12 protein-coding genes and 1 pseudogene are annotated in these 25,068 nt (G+C 59.5%); 5 read left to right on the plus strand and 8 right to left on the minus strand.

The features are described from left to right. Positions 1-40 precede the first annotated feature (40 nt). The 8 genes and pseudogenes from AB8B29_RS34455 to AB8B29_RS34490 all read right to left on the minus strand — a co-directional run bounded on the left by AB8B29_RS34455 (position 41) and on the right by AB8B29_RS34490 (position 19,984). A complete protein-coding gene (locus tag AB8B29_RS34455) occupies positions 41-526 on the minus strand; it encodes an Imm26 family immunity protein (RefSeq protein ID WP_052212772.1) in 486 nt (161 codons plus the stop codon). Beyond that, complete coding sequence (locus AB8B29_RS34460) at positions 514-13,902, minus strand: hemagglutinin repeat-containing protein (protein WP_439007122.1); 13,389 nt, start codon at positions 13,900-13,902, stop codon at positions 514-516. Before AB8B29_RS34460 ends, AB8B29_RS34455 begins: the two co-directional genes overlap by 13 nt. Before the next feature lie 88 nt (positions 13,903-13,990). After that, positions 13,991-14,608, minus strand: a complete 618-nt coding sequence (locus AB8B29_RS34465; RefSeq protein ID WP_439007123.1) for a hypothetical protein — start codon at positions 14,606-14,608, stop codon at positions 13,991-13,993. Beyond that, positions 14,602-16,380 (minus strand): ShlB/FhaC/HecB family hemolysin secretion/activation protein, encoded by a 1,779-nt coding sequence (locus AB8B29_RS34470; RefSeq protein WP_439007124.1) that lies wholly within the window; start codon positions 16,378-16,380, stop codon positions 14,602-14,604. Before AB8B29_RS34470 ends, AB8B29_RS34465 begins: the two co-directional genes overlap by 7 nt. A gap of 20 nt (positions 16,381-16,400) precedes the next feature. After that, the gene (locus tag AB8B29_RS34475) at positions 16,401-17,078 is read right to left on the minus strand and encodes an invasion associated locus B family protein (RefSeq protein WP_439007125.1); all 678 of its coding nucleotides are present in this window, start codon (positions 17,076-17,078) and stop codon (positions 16,401-16,403) included. Between the two features lie 417 nt (positions 17,079-17,495). Then, positions 17,496-17,675: pseudogene (locus tag AB8B29_RS34480) on the minus strand (DUF1778 domain-containing protein); the annotation flags it as partial. A gap of 52 nt (positions 17,676-17,727) precedes the next feature. Then, positions 17,728-18,936 carry an MFS transporter gene (locus tag AB8B29_RS34485; RefSeq protein ID WP_037198077.1) on the minus strand — a complete coding sequence of 403 codons (1,209 nt, stop codon included), beginning with the start codon at positions 18,934-18,936 and terminating at the stop codon, positions 17,728-17,730. A gap of 58 nt (positions 18,937-18,994) precedes the next feature. Further along, positions 18,995-19,984 (minus strand): AraC family transcriptional regulator, encoded by a 990-nt coding sequence (locus AB8B29_RS34490; RefSeq protein ID WP_037198076.1) that lies wholly within the window; start codon positions 19,982-19,984, stop codon positions 18,995-18,997. A 437-nt stretch (positions 19,985-20,421) separates the two neighbouring features. On the opposite strand from AB8B29_RS34490, the gene AB8B29_RS34495 reads away from it, so the two are divergent. The 5 genes from AB8B29_RS34495 to AB8B29_RS34515 all read left to right on the plus strand — a co-directional run bounded on the left by AB8B29_RS34495 (position 20,422) and on the right by AB8B29_RS34515 (position 25,068). Beyond that, positions 20,422-21,747 (plus strand): ABC transporter substrate-binding protein, encoded by a 1,326-nt coding sequence (locus tag AB8B29_RS34495; protein WP_037198074.1) that lies wholly within the window; start codon positions 20,422-20,424, stop codon positions 21,745-21,747. 101 nt (positions 21,748-21,848) lie between these two features. Then, complete coding sequence (locus AB8B29_RS34500) at positions 21,849-22,817, plus strand: carbohydrate ABC transporter permease (RefSeq protein WP_037198175.1); 969 nt, start codon at positions 21,849-21,851, stop codon at positions 22,815-22,817. Then, on the plus strand, positions 22,814-23,767 hold the full coding sequence (locus AB8B29_RS34505) for a carbohydrate ABC transporter permease (RefSeq protein ID WP_037198072.1): 954 nt from the start codon (positions 22,814-22,816) through the stop codon (positions 23,765-23,767). The genes AB8B29_RS34500 and AB8B29_RS34505 overlap by 4 nt, the downstream gene beginning before the upstream one ends. Beyond that, the gene (locus AB8B29_RS34510; RefSeq protein WP_016555186.1) at positions 23,764-23,976 is read left to right on the plus strand and encodes a hypothetical protein; all 213 of its coding nucleotides are present in this window, start codon (positions 23,764-23,766) and stop codon (positions 23,974-23,976) included. The genes AB8B29_RS34505 and AB8B29_RS34510 overlap by 4 nt, the downstream gene beginning before the upstream one ends. A 3-nt stretch (positions 23,977-23,979) precedes the next feature. Then, positions 23,980-25,068: an ABC transporter ATP-binding protein gene (locus AB8B29_RS34515; protein WP_439007126.1), complete on the plus strand. Its 1,089-nt coding sequence runs from the start codon at positions 23,980-23,982 to the stop codon at positions 25,066-25,068.

The following is a 25,068-nucleotide window of genomic DNA, read 5'->3' on the forward strand; positions in this document are numbered from 1 at the left end:
GCTCAAGCGGCAGGGAAATATTAGCTATATGTCTCTGAGACTAAATGTAGTCGCGCTCAACTCGATAATTCTTCTCGATCATCTCAATTAAGAGCGGCGCACTTGGTAATGACGGCCCTCTTGGGTACTTCTTCTCTCCTTTGGTCAACGGGCGGTGCACCTTCCATTGCGTTCCGCCAGCCCAGAAAAACCACATCGTTTCATCACCCTTAAGATTGTTCGTCGACCGAAAGGTTGGAAACGCAGCTAGGTGCTCAGAAACGGCGACGTTCGCAACAAGCTGGAATAACCCTTGCCGAACTGCATCCTGTATCAGAAAGGTCGTAATGAACTGCGGCTCCTTGGCGACAATTTCTGTGAAATCCTTCGGAGGTTTAGGAAAGAATTCCCGAAAAATGGCTACGACGAATTTCCATTTTGGATGTGTGTGAGTCACTTGGCCGTAACAAATTCCTTCGGATGTCAAAATTTGAAATATATCGCCGATCTTTACAGTTTTCCGATTCAACATAGCTATTTCGCCCATTGGTAGTCGACACTATCGAGCAACTCTTTGCCACGAATAAGCGATTGTTCATAGGTTGTTGGGTTTTTCGTCGCGGATATCGAATTGATCTTATTCAGCAACGTTCCACCGTCTTTGCCTAGTCCGTAGTAATTGATCAGGGTTTGCTCAACGGCTCTCGCATCCGAACGCGACAGATTATCGAGGCCATCGATTTGCTCAATGCGGATTCCTTTCGTCCGTAGATGCTCGGCGCCTCTACGGGCTACATCATCGGTAATTCCAACGTACCGCGTGGTTCCGTCAACAACACAGCTATAAACGCAGGTTTTGCCGCCTATCGTTACTGTATTTATGGCATCAGTGCCGATAGACGCTCGCTGTGCGGCGGCAATATCGCGATAGATTTCACCATTTGGACCAACGATGACGACGTTGCCCGCATTGTCGATGACACGAACATATTTTTCAGGCAGGCCAGCGACGCTATCCGGCAAGATGCCCGCAATGTCTCCAATAATGGTCTTGGCATTGCCCCAGCCACCCCAGGCGATGGCGCCGAGCATGATCGGATCGCGAATGATGCTGGCTATTTGAGCTTTCGAACCTGTCAGCAGGGCTTTGGCTGCATCGCTCTTCAGCGTGGACTCTATATCACCGAAGTCCTGACCGTTTTGCGCATCATTGCTGTCTGCGTATTTCCAGGCGTCCAGGAACACCATATGTCGATCGAGAAGCGACATCTCATCGGGCTCGCCATTCCCTGCGAGGGCGGCGTCGAGATACTCGGCCGCAGCTATCCGCAGATCGGTGCGAGCCTTGACGCAGTCGGCCGAGGAATTTCCGACGCAATCGGACAGCTTCTTGTCACGATTAACCGATAGAGTTTGGAGCTCTTCTTTGTGCTTACAAGCTGGAGAGCCAGGATCACCGGACTCCTCACAAGCGGCCAGTGTGCGAGCGAACTCCTCACGCTCTTTATGCGTCAGATAATTGTACTGATACTGTGCAGCCCCATAGGAGGCACCTTCGCCGCCGCCGACAGCGCCTGCCGCCAGGGCAGACAGGCTCTCGCCGAGCAGGGCGGCAAGCGTCTGCTTGTCCTGAGCGGACAAGGTGCTGTCCTTCAGCATGCCCTTGACGAGATCGGCTATAGCCGGTGTCAGCAAGGCTGAGGTTGCAGCACCGGCAGCCCCCTTGAGCGCACCCTCCCAGCCATTGACGCCGCCGAGAATGCCGGCGCCGATCGTGTGCAGCAGCACGCGGCCGGCTCCACCCTCCTTCCAATAATCCATTCCAGCCTGGTCGCGGCCCTCCGCAGCCTGCCGGTAGAATTCACTGGCAATATCGCCCACCAGCCCTGCCATGGTGGCCTGCGCCGCCTGCAGATCGGCCTGGGTCTTGTACTGCTGGCGCAGGATATTCTGCAGATCCGGCAGGCCGGGCAGCGAGGTGTTGGTGTTCTCGGTATCGCGGCGGATCGTGCCGATGTCCTGCGTCTGATGCGCGGGATCGGTAATCGTGATGCCGATATTGCCGCCGATGGCCGAATAGGCCTTGCCGGTCTCCTTCTCGCCGGCCTTGACGGGTGGAGCGATGGTGAGCCCGCCGGTGCCGATTCCGCCGCCATAGGTTTCGGCCTTCCAGGTCGAATGCGTGTCGATATCCGCAACCGTCAGGGTGCCGGTGGAGAAGGAGTTCTTGTCCGCCGTCGCTTGGCTGGTAATCAGCCCGCCGACAAGCGAGGTCTGGCCGCCGACATCGATGTTGAGGCCGCCGGTGCCTGCATGAATGCCTGACTGTTCGGAGACGAGCACCGCGTCGCCCTTGGCCTTCTGCACGGTGCCGGAGGCGCCGGTATTGCCAAACCCGATCTGCCCGGAGACATTGAACTGATCGGCCTCGGCCTTCTGCGTATCCAGCTGGCTTTCGATCGTCAGGTTCTTGACGTCGATCGCAACCGAATTGCCGACAACCGTCGCCCCCTTCAGCGCGAGATCGTTGGTGACGATGGTGACATCGCCAGTGCCATTCACATGCGTGTTCGTATGGCTGGTGCCGGAGGTTTCCGAACCGCCCTTGCCATAGGAAGCGTTGACCCCGATGCCGGTCTCCGCGCAGCCATTTTTTGTAGTGCAGCCGAAGTTGACGCCGACGCCGGCGCTCCAAGATTTGTTCGAGCTGGTCGAATCCGACGTGCCCGTGGCGGCATTGAGGTTGATGTCGCCATTCGCTGCCGACAGGAAGATATCGCCGGTCAGCGGGTCGCCCGAGATCGTCGGGATGCCGTTCTTGTCGTAGCCGGCGAGGATCTGCGCGCCATCGCTGGTGATGGAGCCCTTCTCGGCCTCCATGGTAATGGAGCGACCCGCGCGAATATTCGTCACGACCGGGGTCGAGGACGACGAGGACCAGCTGTTTTCCTGATGGCTGACGCCGGCGTTGATGCCGATGCTGAAGGAAAGACCGGTTCCAACCTTCGGATCCGCGCTGGTAAGCCCCTCATATGCGCCCTTCAGCCCCTTGAAGCCCTCGTAGAAACCGAGGCCGGCAATGGCGGTATTTGTCACCGCATTGACTCCGCCGCTGTCCGAAAGGCGCTCGGCCGAGTTCATGATGCTCTCAGCCGCCTTGCCGATCTGGCTTGTCACCGAGATGGTCACACCGGCAAAGGTCTTCTCATGCACCTCCTCGTAATTGGTGACGTCGTTGGCCGAGAGCAGATTGATATCGTTCTTGGCAAAGAGATTGACGTCGCGCTCGCCAGAAGCGCTGGTCGCCTGCAGGTTAACATTGTTGCCTGCCGAGATGTTGAGATCGCGGCCCGCCACCAATGTCGATACCGCATTGGTATCGGACTGCTGCGCCTTGCTGTCCTTGGTCGACTGCGCGCCAATCCCGATCGAGAAGCCGCCATTGCCGGCGGAAAGTGCAAGACCGAAGCCGGACTTCTTCTGCTGTTCGGACTGTGACGAGCTTTCAGCGCCCGGGGTGACATTGACGTCTCGCGCCGCCGAGAGATTGATGTCGCGATCGGCATTGACCGACGATCCCATGATGTTGAGATCAGTTGCCCTCGCAGTCAGGTTAACGTCCTTCCCGGCCGTAAGCTGTGAGCCGACGTTATCCGTGGAAGATTGCTGGCCCTGCTTTTCGTTCTTGCCGTAGAGCGAGATAAAGCCGCCGCCCGAGCCAACGAAGAGGCCGGAATCCTTGCGCTTACTGTCGGACTGGTGGTTTTCCTGCGCGCCGATGATGCTGACGCTCTCGCCGGAGACATTCAGCGAGCCATCGGCATTGACCTTCGAGCCGACAATGGCTGCCGCCTTGCCGGCATCCAGATTGACATCGCCCGAGGCTGAAAGCTGCGACCCGATGGTCGTCTCGTTATAGCCGTCATAGCTCGAGCTGCCGCTGCGCAGGAAACCCTTGCGCTTGGCGCTATCATGCTCGGTCTCGGTGTCCTTACCAGCGGTGACGATCAGATTGCCGCCGGTCTGGACATTCAGGTCTGCGACATGCGTATCGTCACCCGCCGTCACCTTCGAGGCGGAGACCGTAGTGTCGCCGCCGGAAATGATCGTCACGCCGTCCTTGCCGGAGAGGGACGAGCCAGCCGCCGTCGTGGTTTCCAGATGGCCGGAGGCATTCTCCTTCGTCGAACCAAAGAACCCGCTCTTCTTGCTGGAGCTCTTGACGTCGAGGGTAGCGCTATCGGTCGCTTCAGCGATCGTGACGTTCTTACCGGCCTGCAAGCCAAGCTTTCCGTCGGCATCCATCGTCGAACCGATGACGTTGATATCGTTCTTGGATTTCGCGACGAGATCGCCACCGGCCGTAATGGTCGAGCCATTATGCGTCAGCTCGGATGAGGCGTTTTTACCGAAGCTCGACTTCGACTGGTCCTGCGATGTGGTGACGTTAATATCACCGTTCGAAGTGAGGCCGACATCACCCTTGGCTGTCAGATCCGAGCCTGAGATCAGAACACCGGTATTGGCATTGACCTGAAGGTTGCCGTCGGCCGAGAGCTGCGACGCCTGCTGATCGGTACCTGATGTCTTGGTGTAGCCGTCATCGGTGCGTCGGGCGACATCGATCGAGACGATGTTGACGGCACCATTCGAGGCCTTGACGTTGAGATCGCCGCCCGACTTTGCGGAGGAACCGATGATGTTGACGTCGTTGTTGGCGGCAATGGTAAGATTGCCGCTGGCGGTGACGCGCGTGCCAGTCGCATTCTGCTGGCTGCCATTGTCGACCTTGACAGCAGCAAGAGTGACATTGTTGCCGGAAAGCTGGGCTGAGCCGCCGGCGGCGATCTTGGCGCCCTGTGAACTCAACGTGCCGCCCGCGGCGATCTGCAGGTTGCCGCCAGCCGACACGCCGGCATTGGTGTTGACGACATTCTGACCACCGATGGTCATCGTCTGTGCGGCAAGTGTAATGCCATTGGTGGCATTGAGATTCATGTTGCCACCGGCCAGGAAGGTGCCGCCATTGGCTTTGATCTCGGTCGCATTGATGGTCATGCCATCCGCAGCGGCAATCGCACCGGAATTGTTGACGGAGCCGGCATCGATGCTGACGCTGTTGCCGGCGATGACGGCGCCGCCTGCGTTGACCTTCGCCTTATCGGCGGCCGAGAGATAGACGACCGGCACCAGTACCTGCGCGCCGTCGACGATCTGCGTCTGGTAAATCACCATCGACTGGGTCAGCGATGCGGCCTGCTCGGGCGTCAGTGCCTGCCCGAGAGCAAGACCATTGGCCTCGGCGTAGGCCACGCCATTGTCGAGCAGCGTCTTCATCTGGTCGGTGGCGTTGTTGCCGGGGATGAAGGAGCCCGCGCCCAGGCCGTCGCCGACCAATTGCCGCATCTGCTCGTCGACGAGCTGATTGTCGAAATAGGCGTCGCCGAGGAAGGGAACCTTGGTCTCCGGCGTATAGCCGACACGGTCGATGAAATAACTCGAGCCGTAGAACTTCGATACGTCGAGGAAAGCCGCCCGTGTCTCGAACAGGAAGACCTGGCCCGGCACCGTGCCGCCGACACCGCCCGATTGCGGCTTGGCAAGCGAGGCGAGCTCCGCGCCGTTGACCTGCAGCACCTGGGCAAGATTGCCGCTGTTGCCGAGAGCTGCGGTGAGCTTGCCCATCAAGCTGTTCGGATTGATCACGGCGCCGCCGGCGGTCAGGGTATTCGAGCTGATCGAAGGGCCGCTGGCGAGCGTCACGCCGTTGCCGCTCACCGAAGCGCCGACGGCTGCCGATAAATTATTGCCGCTGATCGACGTGCCGCCACTTGCCGTCAGGCCGTTGCCGTTGATCGTTGGTCCGTTGCCGATAGTTGTGGTGCCATCTGCGATCGCCAGGCCGTTTGCGACGCTGGCACCGCCATTGGCCGCGACCCCCGCCAGCGCGGCATTGACGTCGAACAGGGCGCCGCCCGCCGTCATGCCATTGAGTGCCGAAAGCGGATTCCCAGGATTGCTGAGGGCGGCAAAGCCCGCCCCTCCCGACACCGACCCCGATGCGGAGCTGTTGTTGATTGCACCGAACGCGAGACTGAGTGCACCGGCCGCCTTGATATTGCCCGACGCGCCGCCAATCACCTGCGAACTTGAGACGATCGAGGTGCCATTGGCAATATTGCGCGATGGATCGGCGGAGCCATTGGCATTGTAGGCGGTGCACGCGCTTTCGGCGCTGCAGGTCAGCGTGGTCGTGCGATAAAGCGCAACGCCCTCGTTGGTAAGCGTCGATCCCTTCAGTGTTGCATTACCGCCGGCCTCGATCGAGCTGTAGGAATTCGTGAGGTTCTTGGCATCGATTGTGAGATTGCCGCCGGCCCGGATCACGGCCTCCGCGCTCAGCGGTGCCGTGAACCGATCCTCATATACAGATTGGCTAATATTGGCGCCGCCGTCCCAGCTATAGGTAGTGCTGGCATCGGAGCCGCCGTTGATTACTTCGTCGACAATGAAATAGCGCGAGGGATTGTTGGGATCGAGAATAGGATTGCCGTTGGCATCCTTGGGTACGCGAGCCTTGATCCAGTCAAAGATCGGCCGCACCTCTGTCGGGCCATTGCCGCTGACCCAGGTCCAGGCGTGATAGGAGGTGCCGTCGGCAAGGGTTGCGACCGAATACAACAGCGGCTGGTAGTCGGAAAACTGCCCCGGATCGACGCCCGCATAGAGCTGGAACATATTCTGATCGGTCGATTCCAGATAGGCGAAGGGCTGGCCGGCGATCGCTGGATTCAGCACGAAGGTGCCGACAACCGCGCCGGAGGAAACCAACTGGCCTGTCACCCAGCTTGGCGTGGCCGACCGCCGGTTGGTGAGATTCGCGGTGAGGATCGACATGTCACCACCGGATTGAATGAGACCGGACACATTGGTGACCGCAGCATTGCGCTGACCGGCGGTGGCTCCCTGGATGGTCAACCCACCATTGGCGACAATAGCGCCCTGGTCGTTGGTGAGTATGCCGCCGACGAAGAGGTTGGCGTTGTTGCCGGCGAAGACGAGGCCGGAAGGGCTGTTGTAGAAATCGCCTGATACGTTGAAGGTAAGGCTGTTGCTGGCAGCGAGCTGACCGGTATTGGCAAGCGACGGCAGGCTGAGCGTCAGGTCATGCGCGGCAAGTAATGCGGTGTTGGCGTTTGTCGTCAATCCAGCGGCGGAGATAGCGATATCGCCGGAACCACCCGCATTGGTAACAGTGCTGACTTGCGCGTTGGAGAGATCGGCACTGCCGGAGAGGTTGAGCGCCAGGCCGCCGAAGACGAGATTGCTGCCCGACAGGTTGGCCGAGGACGCGTTGACGATCAGCGTGCCGCCGCCGGCGATGCGGCTGCCTCTGGTGCCCGACAGATCCAGCGCACCGGTGTTAAGCGTCAGATTACCGCCGACGCGGGTAGTGCTCGTGTAAGCAATGGCGCCAGGCGCCGTGAGCGTGGCGTTGCCAAGGCTCTGCAGGCTGGAATAGCCGATGTTCTGCGTTGCACTGGCGGCAAGATTGCCGCCTGACAGCAACGAGTTGGCGTTGATGCTGCCGTTGGAGGCGGCAAGCATCATCGTGCCCGAGCGCTGCAGCATCAGGCTTCCGCCAGCCGCGGCATTGGTGGCGGCAAAGTCGACGCCGGAAACCAACGTATCGATCGTCATCGACCGGGCGGACAGATTGGCATTGCGGTTGGCAAGCGACTGGCCGGTAAGCGTGATCGCATTGCCGGCGGCGATCGTCAGGTCGCCATGGGCGACCGCATTGGAGCTGACATTGTTGGCAGCGTTGGCCGTGATGCTGCCGGCCGCCATCAGGCTGTTGACGGCCACGTTGCCGGACGTGGCTATGAGACTGAGATCGCCTGACTGACCGAGGACGATATTACCGGTGGCGGACTGGCTGGTCGCGGCAAAATCGACGCCGGCGACGATGACGTTGCCGCTAATACCCGATCCGGTGATCGAGACATTGCTTGCGCCGAGAAGCTGGCCGTTGATCGCAACCGCGCCGGGATTTGCGGACGAGCCGACCGAAACGGCGCCGTGGCCTGTAATATTGCCTGCTGTGAACACACTTGCCACCACATCGAGATTGCCGGCGACGATCAGAGTGCCGGCAGTGGCACTTCCTGCATTGATGTCGAGATCGCCGCTTGCTCGAAGGGCGATGGCGCCGTTTGATGATTGCGCGGTGGCAGCAAAGTCGACACCGGTAATGGCTTGACCCACCTGGACGGTCTGGCCGGAGATCGAGACGTCGTTGGCGCCGAGGAGCTGGCCCGTGACGTTGACGCTGCTGCTGCCGGCTAGGGTGATATCGCCATGTGCTGTAACGGCGTTGGCTGCGATGGTCGCGGCTTGCGCATCGATGCTGCCGGCAGACAATAGGGTCTGCGTGGCAATTTCTGCAGTGGCGGCAAGGTTCATGCCGCCGGACGATCCGAGCACGATGCTGCCACCGGCGGCATTGGTCGCGGCAAAGTCGATGCCGGAGATCAGGACAGGCGCACTGATGCTGCCGCCGTTTATCGTGAGATTGCCTGCGGCAAGGATCTGATTGTTCACATCGACATTGCCGATAATGCCGACTTTGCCATGCCCAGTGAGGCTGTCAGCCTTCAGACTAGCCGCGCGGATCGCAACATCGCCGGCCGAAAGCATCGTCTGAGAGACGATATTGCCGGAGGCGGTCAGGTTGAGGGCGGCGGTCCGGCCGAGCACGATATTGCCGCCCGCGGCATTGGTGGCGGCAAAGTCGATGCCCGAGATCAGAACAGGTGCGCTGATGCTGGCGCCATTGAGAGTAAGGTCGCCTGCAGCCAGGATCTGGCTCGTCACATCGACGTCGCCGGTAATGCCGACGTTACCGTGACTGGTGATGCTATCGGCCGTGAGATTGGCCGCCTTCGCCGTGACATCGCCCGCCGACAGTATCGTGCCGGCAGTGGTGTTGCCGGAGATGGTGAGATACGTGTCGCCGGAGCTGGCAAGCTTGATATTGCCGCCATTCGCCTCGGTCGCCGCAAAATCAACGCCGGAAACGAGAAGGCCGGCATTGAGGCTGTTTGCGTTGATCGCGAGATCGCCGGCCGAAAGCACCTGGCCACTGATATCAACTCGACCGCTTGCGCCAGGGCCGCTGGCCTTGAGATCAGTTGCGCCATGGGCGGTCAAGCTGGCCGCCTTGAGATTGGCGCCCTCGGCGGTGAGACCACCGGCCGACAGCAGTGTGCCGACGGTGATATCGCCCGTGGAGATCAGCGAGACGTCACCGCTTACCGTCTGGACGATGTTGCCATTGGCAGCTGCTGTTCTGGCAAAGTCGACACCGGAGACGATGGTGCCGGCGGTGATGCTTTGGCCCGAAATGGCAATATCGTTACCGCCAAGAATCTGGCCGCTCACATCTACGCCGCCGGCATCCGTGCTGGAAAGCGTGATCTTCTTATGGCCGGTGACTGCATCTGCGGCGATCGATGTCCCGCTGGCATTGATTGCGCCAGCCGCCTGCAAGCTTGAAGCCGCCGCACCGCCACTGACTGATACCGTCAAATCGCCAGCCTGACCGAGAACAATATTGCCGCCAGACGAATTGGTGGCGTCGAAGTCGATGCCGGAGACGACGGTTTGCGCAGACAGGCTCTGACCGGTGATCAAGACATTGTCCGCACCGAGAATTTGACCACTCACGGTGGTTGCACCATCGAGCGTGACATCGCCGTGCGCCGTGACAGCGTCGGCGACCACGGTTGAGCCGGCAGCCTTGAGATCGCCAGCCGACAGCAGTGTAGCGGCATTGATATTGCCTGTTGAAGCAAGGTTCAGATCGCCGCTGCTGGCGAGTGCGATGTTGCCATTGGCGGCAGCCGTTGCAACGAAATCGACGCCGGAGACAATGGTGCCGGCCTTGATGCTGGAGCCGGAAACACTAACATCTCTTCCACCCAGGATCTGGCGATTAATGTCAACGCGACCGCTTGCGGTCGTCGTGCCAGTGGCACCGGAAAGGGTGATATCCTTATGGCCGGTGATCGCATCGGCGGTGATGGACGTGCCGCTGACATCGATGGCGCCGGCTGCCTGCAGGGTCGACGCCGCAACAGCGCCATTGACTGACACAGTCAAGTCGCCAGCCTGGCCGAGAACGATATTGCCACTGGCCGCGTTGGTGGCGTCGAAGTCGATGCCACCAACGACCGTCTGGGCGGACAGGCTCTGGCCCGTGATAAGAACATTCCGGGCCCCAAGGATTTGGCCGCTGACGTTGGTTGCACCATCAAGGCTGACGTCGCCATGGGCCGTGACGCCATCAGCGCTGATGGTCGAACCGGCGGCACTGAGATCGTCGGCCGACAAAAGCGTACCGACGGTAATATTACCCGAAGACGTCAACGAAACATCGCCGCTTGTCGTCTGGACGATGTTGCCGTTGGCGGCGGCCGTGCCGAGGAAATCGACGCCGGAGACGATGGTCCCAGCCTTGATGCTTGGTCCGGAGATGTTGACATCCCCTCCACCAAGGATCTGGCGATCAATTGTCGTGGCACCGGAAAGAGTGACATCCTTATGGCCGGTAATGGCATCGGCAGTGATGGTCGCGCCACTGATATCAATGGCGCCGGCCGCCTGTATGGTCGGCGCCGTAACCGCACCGTTCACTGATACAGTCAGAACCCCGGATTGGCCGAGAACAATATTGCCATTGGCCACATTGGTGGCATCGAAGTCGATGCCGGCGACGAGGGTCTGGGCCGATAGGCTCTGGCCGCTGATCAGCACATTGCCGGCGCCAAGAATTTGACCACTCACAGTGGTCGCACCGTCAACGCTGACATCGCCATGGGACCTGACAGTGTTGGCGCCCACGGTCGCACCGCTGGCAGAGAGATCGCCAGCCGACAGAAGCGTGCCGGCCGTCAGGCTGCCTGCCGAGATTAGCGAAAGATTGCCACTTGTCGTCAGGACAATGTTGCCGTTGGCTGCGGCTGTTCTTGCAAAATCGACGCCGGAGACGACGGCGCCGGCCTTGATGCTCGAGCCGGAGATGCTGACGTCATTTGCACCGAGAATTTGACCGTCAACTGCGGTGGTGCCGGAAAGTGCAATATTCTTGTGGCCGGAAATGGTGTTGGCAGAGATATTCCCGGCCTTTACATCGATGGTACCGGCTACCTGTATGGTCGGCACAGCAAGGGTGCCGTTGACCGCGATGGTCAGATCCCCGGCCTGACCGAGAACGATATTGCCCCCTGCCCCATTGGTGGCATCAAAGTCGATGCCGGAGACGACCGTCTGGGCCGACAGGCTCTGGCCGCTGATCAACACATTGCCGGCGCCAAGGATCTGGCCACTGACATCCACGCGACCGCTCGCGGTCGTCGTGCCGGAGGCGCCTTTAAGCGTCAGATCACCATGCGACGAGACATTGCCGGCGGTGATGGTCGCGCCGCTGGCATCTAGATTGCCTGCCGACAGCAGCGTGCCGGCGCTGAGCAAGCCAGAGGCTGCGAGCGTCAGATTGCCGGTTCCTGTTGCCGCCGGGCCAAGGGCAATGCGGCCGCCCGCCGCATCGGTGGCGGCGATGTCGACACCCGAGACGATGGCGTCGGCCGCGATAGTCGGGCCGGAGACGCTGACATTACCCTCACCGAGGATCTGGCCGGTAACGGCAGTGGCGCCGGAAAGCGCGATGTTCTGATGACCGGTTATGGTATCGGCGGCGATCGTCTGGCCAACGGCATTGATCGCGCCGGCTGCCAAGATGGTGCCTGCCTGGATGGCGCCGAGACTATCGTTGACGGTGAGATCACCGCTGCTGGCCGCCACGATGTTGCCACCAGCCGCCTTGGTCGCTGCAAAGTCAACGCCGGACGCAAGAAGACCGGCACTGACACCTTTGGCGTTGCCGTTGATGGTGACGTTGCCGGCACTGAGCAATTGGTTGGCGACACGGACGCCACCATCGATGCCGACATTGCCGTGACCTGTCAGAGTGTTTGCCTGTAGCAGTGCTGCCCGAACATTCAGATCACCGGCCGACAGCAAGCTGCCGACGACGATATTGCCGGTCGTGGCGGTCAAATCGAGCGTGCCGACCGGACCGACAGCGAGGGTACCGCCAGCCGCATTGGTGGCGGCGAAGTCAACGCCGGAGGCGATGGCGCTTGCCTGAATGGCAGCCCCAGAGATCAGGATATTGCCGGCGCCGAGGATCTGGCCGCTCGCGTTGGTCGATGCGTTGACAGTGATCGCCCCATGCGACGCGATGTTGCTTGATGTCAACGAGGCTGCGGTCGCCGTGAGGTCATTGGCCGACTGTATGCTCCCGGCTATCATATTGCCGGTCGCACTCGTGTTGAGGCTTCCAGCCGACAGCAGATTACCGGTAGTAATATTGCCGCCCGTCGCCGTCAGGCTGAGATTCCCGGCCGAGCCGAGCACGACATTGCCGCTCGGGTCGGCGCTGGTGGCAGCAATATTGATGCCTGAGACGATCATGCCGGTGGACACCGAGCGGCCGATGGCGCTGACGTTGCCTTGTGCCAGTACGTTACCGGCAACAGCAATGTCGAGGCCGGCGTTCAAGGCGATCGTCTGGTTGCTCAGCAGCGAAGCAGCCGAGATCGAACCGGCCGTGGCGGTCAGAGTGAGGTCGCCGGTGCTGTTGGCGGCACCCGCTATCGCGATATCACCGGCGGTGGCGACAAGCGCCGCTGCGCCGCTGCCCGCCGTCACGCTGCCAGCCGCAATGCCGCCGCCCGAACTCATCTGCACGGTGGTGCCGCTGTTGATGTCGCCCGACACGCTCAAAAGACCAGTGCCACTTGTCAGAACAATGTCACTGTCGGCAGCAACTGATTGCAGCGTTATGCCTTGATCGGCCTGGACCGCCGCCTTTTGCTTCGACGTGACCTTGGCAGCAGTAACCATGCGCTTCGAGGTGATGCTCACGCCATCGCGACCGGACGCATCGCCGATCGAGATCTTGCCATCCGCCGATAGCGTCAATTCCCCTGCATTGGCGGCCATGTCGCCGCTCATCTTGACGCCGGCACCCTTCTCGGTGACGACGACCTTGATACGATCTGCCTGCATAGCACCGAGGGCTGAGCCGTCGATCGCATATTCCGGCGTGCCGGACGTCGCCGTCAGTGCCATCGCCTCGCCAGTGGCATAGTTGTATTGGCTGGCGCCACCGGTCAGCCGCAGGGTCTTGCCGTAGATCGGTGCATTGACGTGGATGTTGCGGGCAACGACGTCGAACAGGTCGACAGCACCGGGAGCGACTGCGAAATTCCCCCCTGCCCCCTCGAACGTGACATCGCCGCCGTTGACGGTAAAGCCGGTCAGGCTGCCATCAGCGCCGATATTGGGAACGCCCGTCGTCAGCGTCGCATGCGGCGTATTGATGAAGCCGCAGCCATTGCAGGTGATTCCGTTGGGGTTCGCTATGATGACGTCCGCGCGGCCACCGAAGACTTCGGTGGGGCCATTCAATGCAGAGCGGTTACCGCTGGTGACCTCGTTGAGGATGACCGAAGCCGGGCCGGAGCCGTTGAGGTTCGGGTTGCCGGGCGTGGCCCCGCCGAGGTTCGACGTGCCAACTTCACCGTTGAAATTATTGAGGATTAGGCCCGGCGCACCGACATTAAAGTTGTCATACTTGTTGTGCGACAGGCCCGTCCCGTTTGGAGTGACGATATCGACCAACGGCACGCCATTCGGCGCCGCGCCGACGCTCGGCTGATTGGCTGATGGTGCCGATCCGGCCGCAGAAACGGATTGCGCATTCGCCAGTATCGGCTGGAAGACAAGCAACGCACTCAGCACCGTCGCAAGCGATTGCCGGGTGAGTCTACCCAGTTGATCAATCTTTTTCGACAATCCGTGTCTTCCGTTGCTCATCTTCTCGTCCACTTCCTGGCACTGTGGTCTTGCCCTTACCGGGTGTCCCTTGCGACGACAGAATTTCCTACTTCTGCATGAGCCACGTCTTTACGCTGCTGACGAACTTGTCGGAGAGCTCATGGGCGAGAGCATCCTTCTGCCGGGAAACCTGTGCCGCGTTAATTGCCATGGCGACGAAGACGCCGATGTTCCCTTCGCCACGCACGCCCTTCTCCGAAACATAGACAGTCGTTTCGGCTATGAGACGTCCAGTCTTTGCATCCTGAAGGCGGACTGACCCCGACATACTGCTGTGGTTGTCCAGGATGATACGGCCGGCATTGCTAGCGAGATCGACCATGCCCAATGTCACGATAAGCTTCCCGGGTGTTTTTCCACCGGGCAGACCTTTAAGTTCACGATTTAGCGAAGCCTCGAGGGTCTGCACCACTTTCGACAGCTGCGGATCGGGCTTCTTCTTGTCAAAGAATCCGCCCATGTTGACGTCTGGGGCAGTCTCGAGCTGAATCTGCGTGATGGACGAACTCCGCAATGCCGTCACCAGCCGAGGATCCGCGGTCTGGCAGGCGCTGACGATCGCCGCCAGCGCGAAAACCGCAAGCAGCTTCACGTTGTGCACAAACCGCTTTGGGGTATTTTTGAATACAATTATTGACACGTGACTCACCATCTCCTTCACCACCTCACTGACGTACTGACAAACAGAAGCCCGGAGTCGCGGCGGTTAACCGTGCCGCCAAAGACATCCGAATAACCCATATCGAAGTTGACATTGCCGCCGGCGAGCTTGGCGCCGACTGTCCAACCGAACATGTCGCCACCATCGATCTGGTAGCGGGCCTGCGAAGCGATCCGCCCATAATCGAGACCCAGATAGGGGCGGAATTCACCGAGCAATTTTGCAAGCTCCGCGTTGCCGGCGAAGGGCTGCGTCCGCCAGACGAGATCGTTGCGAACGAAGAAGCCGTTATTGCCGTAAAGCATGGTCTCGCGCGTGCCGCGCACAGAGGAATAGCCACCGACCGAGATCTGCTCGGCCCCGAACATATTGTCGGGCGAATATTGCCCGGTGACGATCGAGTTGATCTCGAAGCGCTGGCTGGCGAGCTCGAACGGCCGGGTCATGGTGATCGTGCCGGTGAGCTTGGAGAAACGAGGATCGGCATCCCCTGCCCCGACATCGCCGGGCGCGACCGCATCAAAGAGATCGAGCCCCTGGCTATAGGAGAGATCGAAGACCCAAAGCCCTCCCAGCATGCGGCGGGAATGGGATATGCCGAGGTCGCCGACCGTGTATTTGCGGCTGCCGACCTCTATTCTGTTGCCGAGCAGGAAATTGTTGGTTTCCTTGTAGGTCAAGCCTGTGTTCAGGGTGGTGATCGAATCCTTGTCACGGAAGATCACGCGGTCGGCGCCGATGCCGACCTGTTTGCTGGTACCAGACGTTTTCAGCGGCCCGAAATTGCCGGGGACCGAACTGTCATAGCCATACCAGGAACCATTCAGCGACAATGTCCAGTAGCCATAGGGCACGCTGACATTGCCGGAATAGCTGTTGCTCTTGCCCACGCCATCGTTCCGCCAGGGATAATCCGGGCCGCTATGCTCGTACGAAAAGTTCCATTGATCGTTGATGCCGAACAGATTGTCATAGCCAACCGTGGCCGAGGACTTGGAATACCCCGTCTGTTCCTGCCCGAGATTGCTGTTGCCGAAGGAGAGATGCCACTGGTGGTCCGGCTTGTTCTCGACATTGAGGATCGAGGTGCCGTCGGTCTTGCCCGGCAGCATCGCGGTCTTGGCGTTGTTGGACGAGAGGCGGTTGATCTGGTCGAGACCCTGTTCGATGTCGCGCAGATTGGTGATCGCACCTTTCATGCCGGGAAAGGCCGTTGCCAGCACGCCCGAGCCAGGGGCCGGTTTACCGTTGATGTAGATGTCGGACAGCGTGCCCTCGACGGCGACCAGGCGCAGCGTCTTGGTCTTGGCAATGTCCTGCGCCGGCACGTAGACACGCGAGCTCACGAATCCCTTGTCGAGGTAGAGATGCGTCAGGTCGCGCAGTAGCCCGTTGATCTCACTGAGCCCGACGCAACGGTTCGCATAACCTGCGGTCACCTTGTCGATGGTGGCGGCCGGAAACTGCTTCATCCCCTCGACCTCGACATCGGTGATCTCAAAGCATGGACCGGCCTTCTGGCCGCCTGATGTTGCCGGTTGTTGAGCTTCGGCCTGTGTGGGCCTCGGAGTCATTCGGCCCAAGGTCTCCAACCGCTGTTGTTCGGCTTCCTGCGCCTGACGGCGCGCGAAGTCGTCATTCGGCGATTGCTGCGCGACAGCCCGGGACGAAGCCAGGACCACCGACAGCAATGCGACGGCAAACGGCACAACGAAAGACGACTTCGAAAAGCCTTGGCCGCTCTGCAGAGGAGACGGCCTTAAAGCCAGTGTCATGAGCGATTCCCGCCGTCCGCTTACTTCGAGGCGGGCTTCTGCAATGCGTCCAACGCCGCAGACAATCCCTTCAACGAGAATTTGATGTTGACCTTCTGGCCATTCATCATCTGCACGTGACCGGTACCATCCGTAGCTTTGGCAAGTGCTGACACCATCTTGCCGTCCAGCTTCTGTTGCGCCCAACAGCCAGCCTGGTTGCAGTTGCGGTAAGCTAGTTGCACGACCAGTTTGTCACTTGCATCGATACCGATGCCGGCAGGCAGATACATGTTGAGCGGTACAAGCGTCGTCAGAACCAGCTCGTTTGGAGGCTGCTTCGCTGCCTTCTTGTCTGTTGCGGCAGGAGCCGGCGCCTTGGCGACCGCCAGCGTCAATATGTTAACGTCCTGATCGCCCTGCTTGACCGTCGCAATTTGCGCGACTTCGCAGCTCGTCGTTGCCGAGCCGTCCGCAGCTTTTCCATCGATGCAACGATAATACCAGTCGTCGAATTTCTGAACCCGGGCCTGAGGTGCCGGCTGTTGTTCGCTCGCCGCGGCAGCGGTCCCTTCAGCGGAACCAGTACTTGAAGGCGTATTGGCAGCAGCGGGTGTAGGCTGTTCTTGCGCGATTGCGGAAAATGCAAACAGCGGCGAGGAAAGGAACACAACAGATGTCAGGGTCTTGAAGGAGAGGGACTTATTCGCGCGGGACATACAAAACTACCCAAAGTCAAAGCCATTCGCTTGAGCAAGGCGCGCCCTGCTCAATCGGCATGTCGGTCAAAATTCATGAAGATGCACCTGAAAGCGGTGTAGCCGATCATGGGCCTAATCCGCTCAATAGCATATTCCTAAAAAAGTACAGCGAAAAGTAGCGTCCACATAGGCTCTTCACACGCTCGTTTTTCGATATGAGTGTAGAATCTGCAACACGAACGTTCAGTAATTGAATAAATTTGAGTGCGTAATGCGCGATGACGCGGCTTCCCCCACACCCGACGAAGGTACGCGACGTGCCACCTGCCCGATTGGTGCGAGCGCGGCGACGCAGCTAGTCATCCAGGTCAGGGACGTTGGAATTGAACTCTGCCAGCTCGTGATGACCGGCCAGTGGGATGGGTGCGTTGAGAGTCACGCCTCATCCCGCGGCGCTTTGGTCGACATGGTGCGTTTCAAGCGCTCATTGGGCTGCGTGGGCGCATCCAGTCGGGCAAGGTATTCGGTATAGATTTCGGCGCAGACCCTGAATATGGTAGGATTCAGTAGCACCTCCTCGGCGCGGCGCCCTAAAGCCTCTAGCATGAAGTCCGTTTATCGCATCGACATGCAGACTGGCGTCTGGTTTCTCCGCCGGAAGCTAAGCTCAACTGCGGGGTTGTAGCAGCGCCAGCGCCAGGGTCGATGCGCCAAGCGCAGCAGTTAGAGCCAAGGGTCCCGTAGCGCCATAAGTGTCTACGACATAACCGCCGACAACGGCGCCGATGGTGATAGCGACTTGGAAGGAAACGACCATCAGACTGCCCGCTGCTTCCAGCGCATCAGTCGCTGCGCGGGATAAGTTGGTTGGCAGCACCACAGGAGCCATGCCAAAGGCAAAACCCCAAAGCGTGGCGAAGCCGAACGCAACGCCGATGTGGGAACCCCAAAGTACCAATGCGAGCGCCGCAAATGCCATCAATGCGGACGTGACTGCGAGAGCCATGTGGATATTGGCGTCGGCCATGCGACCGCCTGCGATGTTACCGATGACCGCAGCGATGCCAAATCCGAGCAACGCCAGAGCAATTGGGCCAGTTGTGAGGAGGGTCACATGTTCGAGGAAGGGGCGGACATAAACCGAGCCGGCAAAATGCCCTGTCATCAGCATGAGAATAGCAAGCATACCGAGCTGAACCCCACGACGCCGAGTTAGCCTGAAGACATCGGCAAGACTGTTGCTTGTCGTTGCAGGCAAAGTCGGCAGGCTGAGTAGCTGCAGCAGCATGGCAATCGCGGCCAGTCCTGCAGTAATCGCCATTGCACTGCGCCAGCCCAACCAGTCACTGATCAACGCCCCCATCGACGGTGCAGCGATGGTAGCGAGTGAGACGCCGAGGGTGACGATAGCCATGCCCCGACCTGTTGCATTGGCGCCCACCAGTCTCGCGACGACTGCAACTGAAAGTGCCCAGAAAGAGCTGATAGCGATACCCAGCCCCGCTCTGGCCAATAATAGTATCCAGAAATCGGTCGCCACCGTCGCCAGGATATTGGAGCCGATTGCCAGGCCGCTGAGACCAACCAGCACTGTCTTGCGGTTCAATCTGCCGATAAGAACATTGCTCAACAAGGCCGTCACGGCGCCTACGGAGGCCGTCGCGGTGACGACCTGCCCGGCGGTTCCCTCGCTGATGCCGAGATCGCGCGCCATCGGTGTCAACAGGCCTGCCGGCAAAAATTCGGCTGACACCAGCGCAAAGCTGGTCGCTGCCAGCGAAAGAACCGCGAACCAGGTATTCGCGCTCCATGCGACCGGCGCGATAGCATCAACGTCTTCCGCTGCGCCATCAAGCTGTATTGTTGTATCCGTCATTGAAGATCTCCAAGGTTTGGATACCTTCATAGACCAATCCGTTCGGATGAAATGTATCTTAGAATCCGAAATTAATGTCTATTCGTCCGGAATTTGTGCGACGCACAACACCCGGCGAGACGTTCGTGATGCGCTTGAACGCGCGAGCGAAGGATGCTTCGGATTCATAACCCAAACGGGCTGCGACCTCGGCAACCGACATACCATTTTGGCCCAACAACTCACCGGCAAGCTGCATGCGAAGACGCGCGAGATAACGTGCCGGTCCTTCCCCCAATATAGCGCTGAAGCGCTCGGCGAAAATCGAGCGTGATTGACCTGCCAAGCCGGCGAGGCTTTCGAGGGTCCAGTTATGGCCAGGGTCTCGGTGCATGGCCGCGAGGACGCGGCCGATATGAGGGTCGCGGATGGCGGCAAGCCAGCCCGTGGTCGAGGCACCAGTGCAATGGACCCAACAGCGGATGAGCCGGGCGGTCAGCAGGTCGGCCATTCGTGACAAGATGGTGGCACTGCCCATTTGTGGCTGCGCCGCCTCCGCCGTCATAGCCGCTAGCAAGGGTCCCACAATTGGGTCATTGCCGGCCACGTCGCAGCCCTTGATGATCGCTGGCATCAGCGTGATCAGAGGGTTTAGCGCACAGGCTCCCAGGGCCATGGAGCCGCAGAAAAGAGTGCTTGCCGCGCCAGTTCCTTCTCTCACCACTTCGCACACGTTGCTCCCCAGATTGGTCACCTGGCAACCATCGAGCGAGTCCCCGACAACATCCGGCGCACTGGCAAGCCGATGAGCGGTGCCTTGCGGAAGCAGCACCAGATCGCCCTCGCGCAACTCTTGCCAACCCTCTGCTTCGGTATGGATCCAACATGGACCTTGGCTGACAAAGTGAAAGCGAAGAAACGCTTGTTGCGGAAAAGCGATGTTCCACGGATGTCGCAGCTCGCAGCGACCATAGCTGACTCCGCTTAGGCGAAAGTCTTGCAAAACTTCGCTCAGCGCATCCATCGGAATGTGTGAATGTGAAGATGCTTCGGATGAATTGGTAGGCATTTTACCAATATATACGCCGAACGTCCGACAGGCAAGAGAGACAATCACTTGGCACCACCGCCTTGCTGTTGAACTCCATATGAAACTCTTCCGATTCGTCGTTTATCTGGCGCCGAGATGAGAACCGCACCGCTCGATTGTTCTCAGGCGAGCGTACCGTTGCAGGCGCACGCACCGGTAGGGCCGGAAGCAATCCAAGCGGGAGAGAGACGCCTCCGGCAACGACAATTGGGATCCGGCCGAAGAAGACGGCCGGGTGCGTCCCGTACACATGTGCACTGCAACAACGATTGCCACTTGCAATGTTTATAAAAATGTCTATCACTAAACATATTGCTAAACATGAAGATTGGGGACCTCATGTAGGCATTCTCTGAAAGTGGTGAGCTTGCACGTCGGCAGGGAACCCGGCCGGCCTTTAGTTCTGGGAGGAACTTATGCAAAGGAAATCGAAAGCTCTTATCGGGTTGGCCTCGGCATTCATCATGTCGTCAGCGCTGCCCAATCTCGCAAAAGCCGACCAACTGACACTCTGCTGGGCTGCTTGGGACCCGGCGAACGCGCTTGTCGAACTCTCAAAAGATTTCACTGCCAAGACCGGCACCGAAATGAAATTCGAGTTCGTGCCCTGGACGAGTTACGCGGACCGCTTCCTCAACGAATTGAACTCCCACGGAAAACTCTGCGACCTGATCATCGGTGACAGCCAGTGGATCGGCGGATCGGCGGAAAACGGTCACTACGTCAAGCTCAACGACTTCTTCGACAAGGAAGGCATCAAGATGGATGACTTCGTGCCGGCGACGGTGGTGGGCTACTCAGAATGGCCGAAGAATACGCCGAACTACTGGGCGCTGCCTGCCATGGGCGACGTGGTCGGCTGGACCTACCGCAAGGACTGGTTCGAGCGGCCGGAACTGAAGAAGGAATTCAAGGAAAAGTATGGCTGGGATCTCTCGGCGCCGAAGACCTACGACGAGCTGAAGCAGATTGCCGAATTTTTCCAGAAGCGTCAAATCGACGGCAAAACCGTCTATGGGGCGTCGATCTACACCGAACGCGGCTCTGAGGGCATCACCATGGGCGTGACGAACGTGCTGTACGACTGGGGTTTCCAGTACGACAACCCGGACAAGCCCTATCAAATGCAAGGCTTCGTCAATTCGCCCGATGCGGTAAAAGGTCTGGAATTCTACAAGGCACTCTACGATTGCTGCACCCCGCCCGGTAGCTCCAACGTCTACATGGTCGAGTCCGCCGATGCCTTCAAATCCGGCCAAGTCGCGATGCAGATGAACTTCGCCTTTACCTGGCCAGGCCTCTACAAGGACGAGAAGGTCGGCGGCGACAAGATCGGCTTCTTCCCCAATCCTGCCGAAAAGAAGCATTTCGCTCAGCTTGGCGGACAGGGCATCTCCGTCGTCTCCTATTCCGACAAGAGGGACGCCGCTCTGCAGTACATCAAGTGGTTCGCCCAGCCTGAAGTCCAGGCTAAATGGTGGAAACTTGGCGGCTACTCCTGCCTGAAATCGGTCGTGAACGCGCCGGACTTTGCCTCCAGCCAGCCCTATGCCCAGGCGTTCCTGGACTCGATGGCGATCGTCAAGGATTTCTGGGCCGAGCCGAGCTATGCAACCCTCCTCCAGGATATGCAGAAGCGCGTGCACAACTATGTCGTGGCCGGCAACGGCACCGCTCAGGAAGCGCTCGATGGGCTGGTGAAGGACTGGTCGGAAGTCTTCAAGGACGACGGCAAGATCTAGTGTTCAAGTTGACGCGGAACATCCTTGCCAGAACGGCGGCCCGGATCGCCAAGACTGCCGGGCCGCCTGATGTCTCACATACGCAAACACCAGGTGACATCTTGAACATTTCCTCTTCATCCGTGGTCGAGAATGCAGCTGACGCGACCGCAAGGGCGACGCCGACTTCGGTCGCTCACCGCGTCCGTGGCCTGTCCGACCGAGCGATCGCCTGGGTGTTCATCGCCCCCACCATTATCCTTCTTCTCGCCATCAACATCTTCCCGCTCATCTGGGCCATCTATCTCTCGTTTACGAACTATCGCGCCAATCGTCCGAATGCGCCGGTCCTGAACGTCGGATTGAACAATTACGAGCGTGTCCTGACCGACCCCGACATCTGGCAGGCGATGCAGACGACAGCGCACTTCGTCTTCTGGACGATCCTGCTGCAGACGGTGATTGGCTTCACGCTCGCCTATCTCATCGACCGCAAGTTTCGCGGCCACGCGTTCTGGACAACGCTGATCCTGATCCCGATGATGCTGTCTCCGGCCGTCGTCGGCAACTTCTGGCGCTTCCTCTACGAGCCACAGATCGGCCTCTTCGCCTACGCCGTCTCTCTCCTCACCGGCATCCCGACAGCCAACATCCAGATGCTCGGCAGCGTCTCGCTGGCACCCTGGGCGATCATCATCGTCGATACCTGGATGTGGACCCCCTACGTGATGCTGATATGCCTTGCAGGTCTGCGCTCTATTCCGGACTACATTTATGAGGCTGCCGAGGTCGATCGCGCCTCCGCATGGCGTCAGTTCTGGTCGATCACCGTGCCAATGGCCCTCCCCTTCATCATGCTCGCCGTGCTTTTCCGCGGCATCGAAAACTTCAAGATGTTTGACATGGTCACGCTGTTGACCGGCGGTGGCCCGGGTTCAACCACCGAAGTCGCCTCCATCACGCTGAAGCGTGCTGCCTTCGAGAGCTGGGCAACAGGTCGGGCCTCTGCCTTCGCCATTGTCCTCTTCGTGGCCGTGTTCGGCCTCGCCAACATCTACGTCAAAGCACTCAACAGGGTGAAGCAACGATGAGCTCCGTTACCTCAGCCCATTCGGTCGTAGAACCGAGCCCAACCAGCAAACGCATCGCCGGCGTTATCGTGATCCTTTACGCCTTGATTACCCTGATCCCGCTCGTCTGGATTTTCCTGACCAGCATCAAGTCGCCGCCGGATTCCATCAGCTACCCTCCCAAGATCGTTTTTACACCGACGCTGGAAGGCTATTGCAACCTTCTGACGACCAGGACACGGCAGACGCCGGAATACATCGCCTCCCTACCCGTGCCGACCGGTACATGCGACGAGGTGACACGCAAGCGAAACATGGTGATCGCCGGCCCCTCGAACTTCCTGCCGCGTTTCGTCAACTCGCTGGTGATTGCCTTCGGCTCGACGTTCCTGGCGGTCTTTCTGGGAACGCTCGCCGCCTACGGCTTCTCCCGCTTTAGAGTGCCGCTTGCCGACGACTTGCTATTCTTCATCCTGTCGACGCGAATGATGCCGCCCATCGCCGTCGCCATCCCGATCTATCTCATGTACCGCGAGCTTGGCCTTTCAGATACGGCGCTGGGCATGATCCTGCTCTACACGGCTGTCAACGTCTCGCTTGCAGTCTGGCTGCTCAAGGGCTTCATCGACGAGATCCCGAGGGAATACGAGGAAGCCGCAATGATCGACGGCTATACCCGGCTGCAGGCCTTCTGGAAGGTTGTCCTGCCGCAGGCGACCACGGGCATCGCCGCCACCGCGATCTTCTGCCTGATTTTCGCCTGGAATGAGTATGCCTTCGCTGCCCTGCTGACATCGGGCGAAGCTCAGACGGCGCCACCCTTCATTCCGACCATCATCGGCGAGGGCGGTCAGGACTGGCCGGCAGTCGCGGCGGGAACGACGATCTTTCTCATTCCGATCCTCGTCTTCACTATTCTCCTGCGCAAGCAGCTCTTGCGTGGCATTACCTTCGGAGCGGTCCGCAAATGACGCATCTCATCGAAACACCGCGCCCTTCCCGCCCTAAGCGTCCCTTCTTCCTGCGCCGCGGTCCGATGGAAAACATCGCAACCACACTGATTGCGATCGGTTTTCTCATGCTCTTCCAACCGTTCCTGCTGGTTCTCTATACCTATTCACTGGTAACGCTGCTCGCAGGCACGGCCATGTTCATCATCGTCTCGAAGTTCCCGGAGTGAGCCATGGCGGACATCAAAATCGAAAACCTCCGCAAGCAATTCGGCAGCTTCGTCGCGGTGCAGGATTCGACCTTCCACGTTCAGGATGGCGAATTCCTGGCATTGCTCGGACCGTCTGGCTGCGGAAAGACGACGACACTTCGTATGATTGCCGGACTTGAACTTCCGACCAGCGGCAAGATCCATCTTGCCAACGAAGACGTCACCTTCAATCGCGCCAGTGCCCGGGACATAGCCTTCGTGTTCCAGCTTTTTGCGCTCTATCCGCATATGAACGTGCGCAAGAACATCGGCTTTCCCCTGCTCTCCCAAGGCATGCCGAAGCGGGAAATCCGCCAGCGCGTCGAGGAAACTGCGCGATTGCTGCAGATCGATCATATCCTCGACCGATCCGTTTCCGGACTTGCCGGCGGCGACCGCCAGCGCGTGGCTCTCGGCCGGGCGATCGTGCGCCGCCCGAAGTGCTTCCTGATGGACGAACCCCTCGGCACGCTCGACACTGAATTCCGCGAAGTCATGGTCCACGAACTGCGCGAACTGCACAACCGCATCCATGCGACGACGGTTTACGTGACACATGATCAACACGAAGCCATGGCGATGGCCGACAAGATCGCGGTCATGAACCATGGTGTCATCGAGCAATTCGGCACGCCGCAGGAAATCTACAGCAAGCCAGCCAGCATGTATGTCGCGGATTTCGTCGGCTCACCGCCGATGAATTTCATGCGCTTCACCTCAGGCCTTCGGACGGGGGCGCGGTCGATATCGCTTCAAGGCGTCGATGTCAGCGTTCCCGAGGTACACCAGGACTTGGCGGAAGCCGAACTGGCGCTTGGGATCAGGCCCGAACATATTCGCTTCAGCGATGCCTCACCTTTGCGTGGAGCGGTCTACGGCAGCGAATATCTCGGGACCAATCAGGTTGTAGCAATCGAGACGTCGAGCGGCGTCATCAAGGCTCGCGTCCCGGCAAATCGCAACTTTCGTATCGGCGAGACGGTTGGTCTTGAGTTCAACCCGGCCAAGCTCGCGCTGTTCGAGTGCAAGTCGGGTCGCGCCATTGCTTCGGCACTTTATTCGGAGGCATGA

It is taken from the genome of Rhizobium sp. 11_C7_N12_5 (assembly GCF_051811145.1).
Lineage (GTDB): Bacteria > Pseudomonadota > Alphaproteobacteria > Rhizobiales > Rhizobiaceae > Rhizobium > Rhizobium lusitanum.

What these genes read in the sequence shown, in the direction of transcription:
- AB8B29_RS34455 (WP_052212772.1), bottom strand. Translation starts at nt 526, where the DNA reads ATGGGCGAAATAGCTATGTTGAATCGGAAAACTGTAAAGATCGGCGAT.
- AB8B29_RS34470 (WP_439007124.1), bottom strand. Translation starts at nt 16,380, where the DNA reads ATGACACTGGCTTTAAGGCCGTCTCCTCTGCAGAGCGGCCAAGGCTTT.
- AB8B29_RS34475 (WP_439007125.1), bottom strand. Translation starts at nt 17,078, where the DNA reads ATGTCCCGCGCGAATAAGTCCCTCTCCTTCAAGACCCTGACATCTGTT.
- AB8B29_RS34485 (WP_037198077.1), bottom strand. Translation starts at nt 18,936, where the DNA reads ATGACGGATACAACAATACAGCTTGATGGCGCAGCGGAAGACGTTGAT.
- AB8B29_RS34490 (WP_037198076.1), bottom strand. Translation starts at nt 19,984, where the DNA reads ATGCCTACCAATTCATCCGAAGCATCTTCACATTCACACATTCCGATG.
- AB8B29_RS34495 (WP_037198074.1), top strand. Translation starts at nt 20,422, where the DNA reads ATGCAAAGGAAATCGAAAGCTCTTATCGGGTTGGCCTCGGCATTCATC.
- AB8B29_RS34505 (WP_037198072.1), top strand. Translation starts at nt 22,814, where the DNA reads ATGAGCTCCGTTACCTCAGCCCATTCGGTCGTAGAACCGAGCCCAACC.
- AB8B29_RS34510 (WP_016555186.1), top strand. Translation starts at nt 23,764, where the DNA reads ATGACGCATCTCATCGAAACACCGCGCCCTTCCCGCCCTAAGCGTCCC.
- AB8B29_RS34515 (WP_439007126.1), top strand. Translation starts at nt 23,980, where the DNA reads ATGGCGGACATCAAAATCGAAAACCTCCGCAAGCAATTCGGCAGCTTC.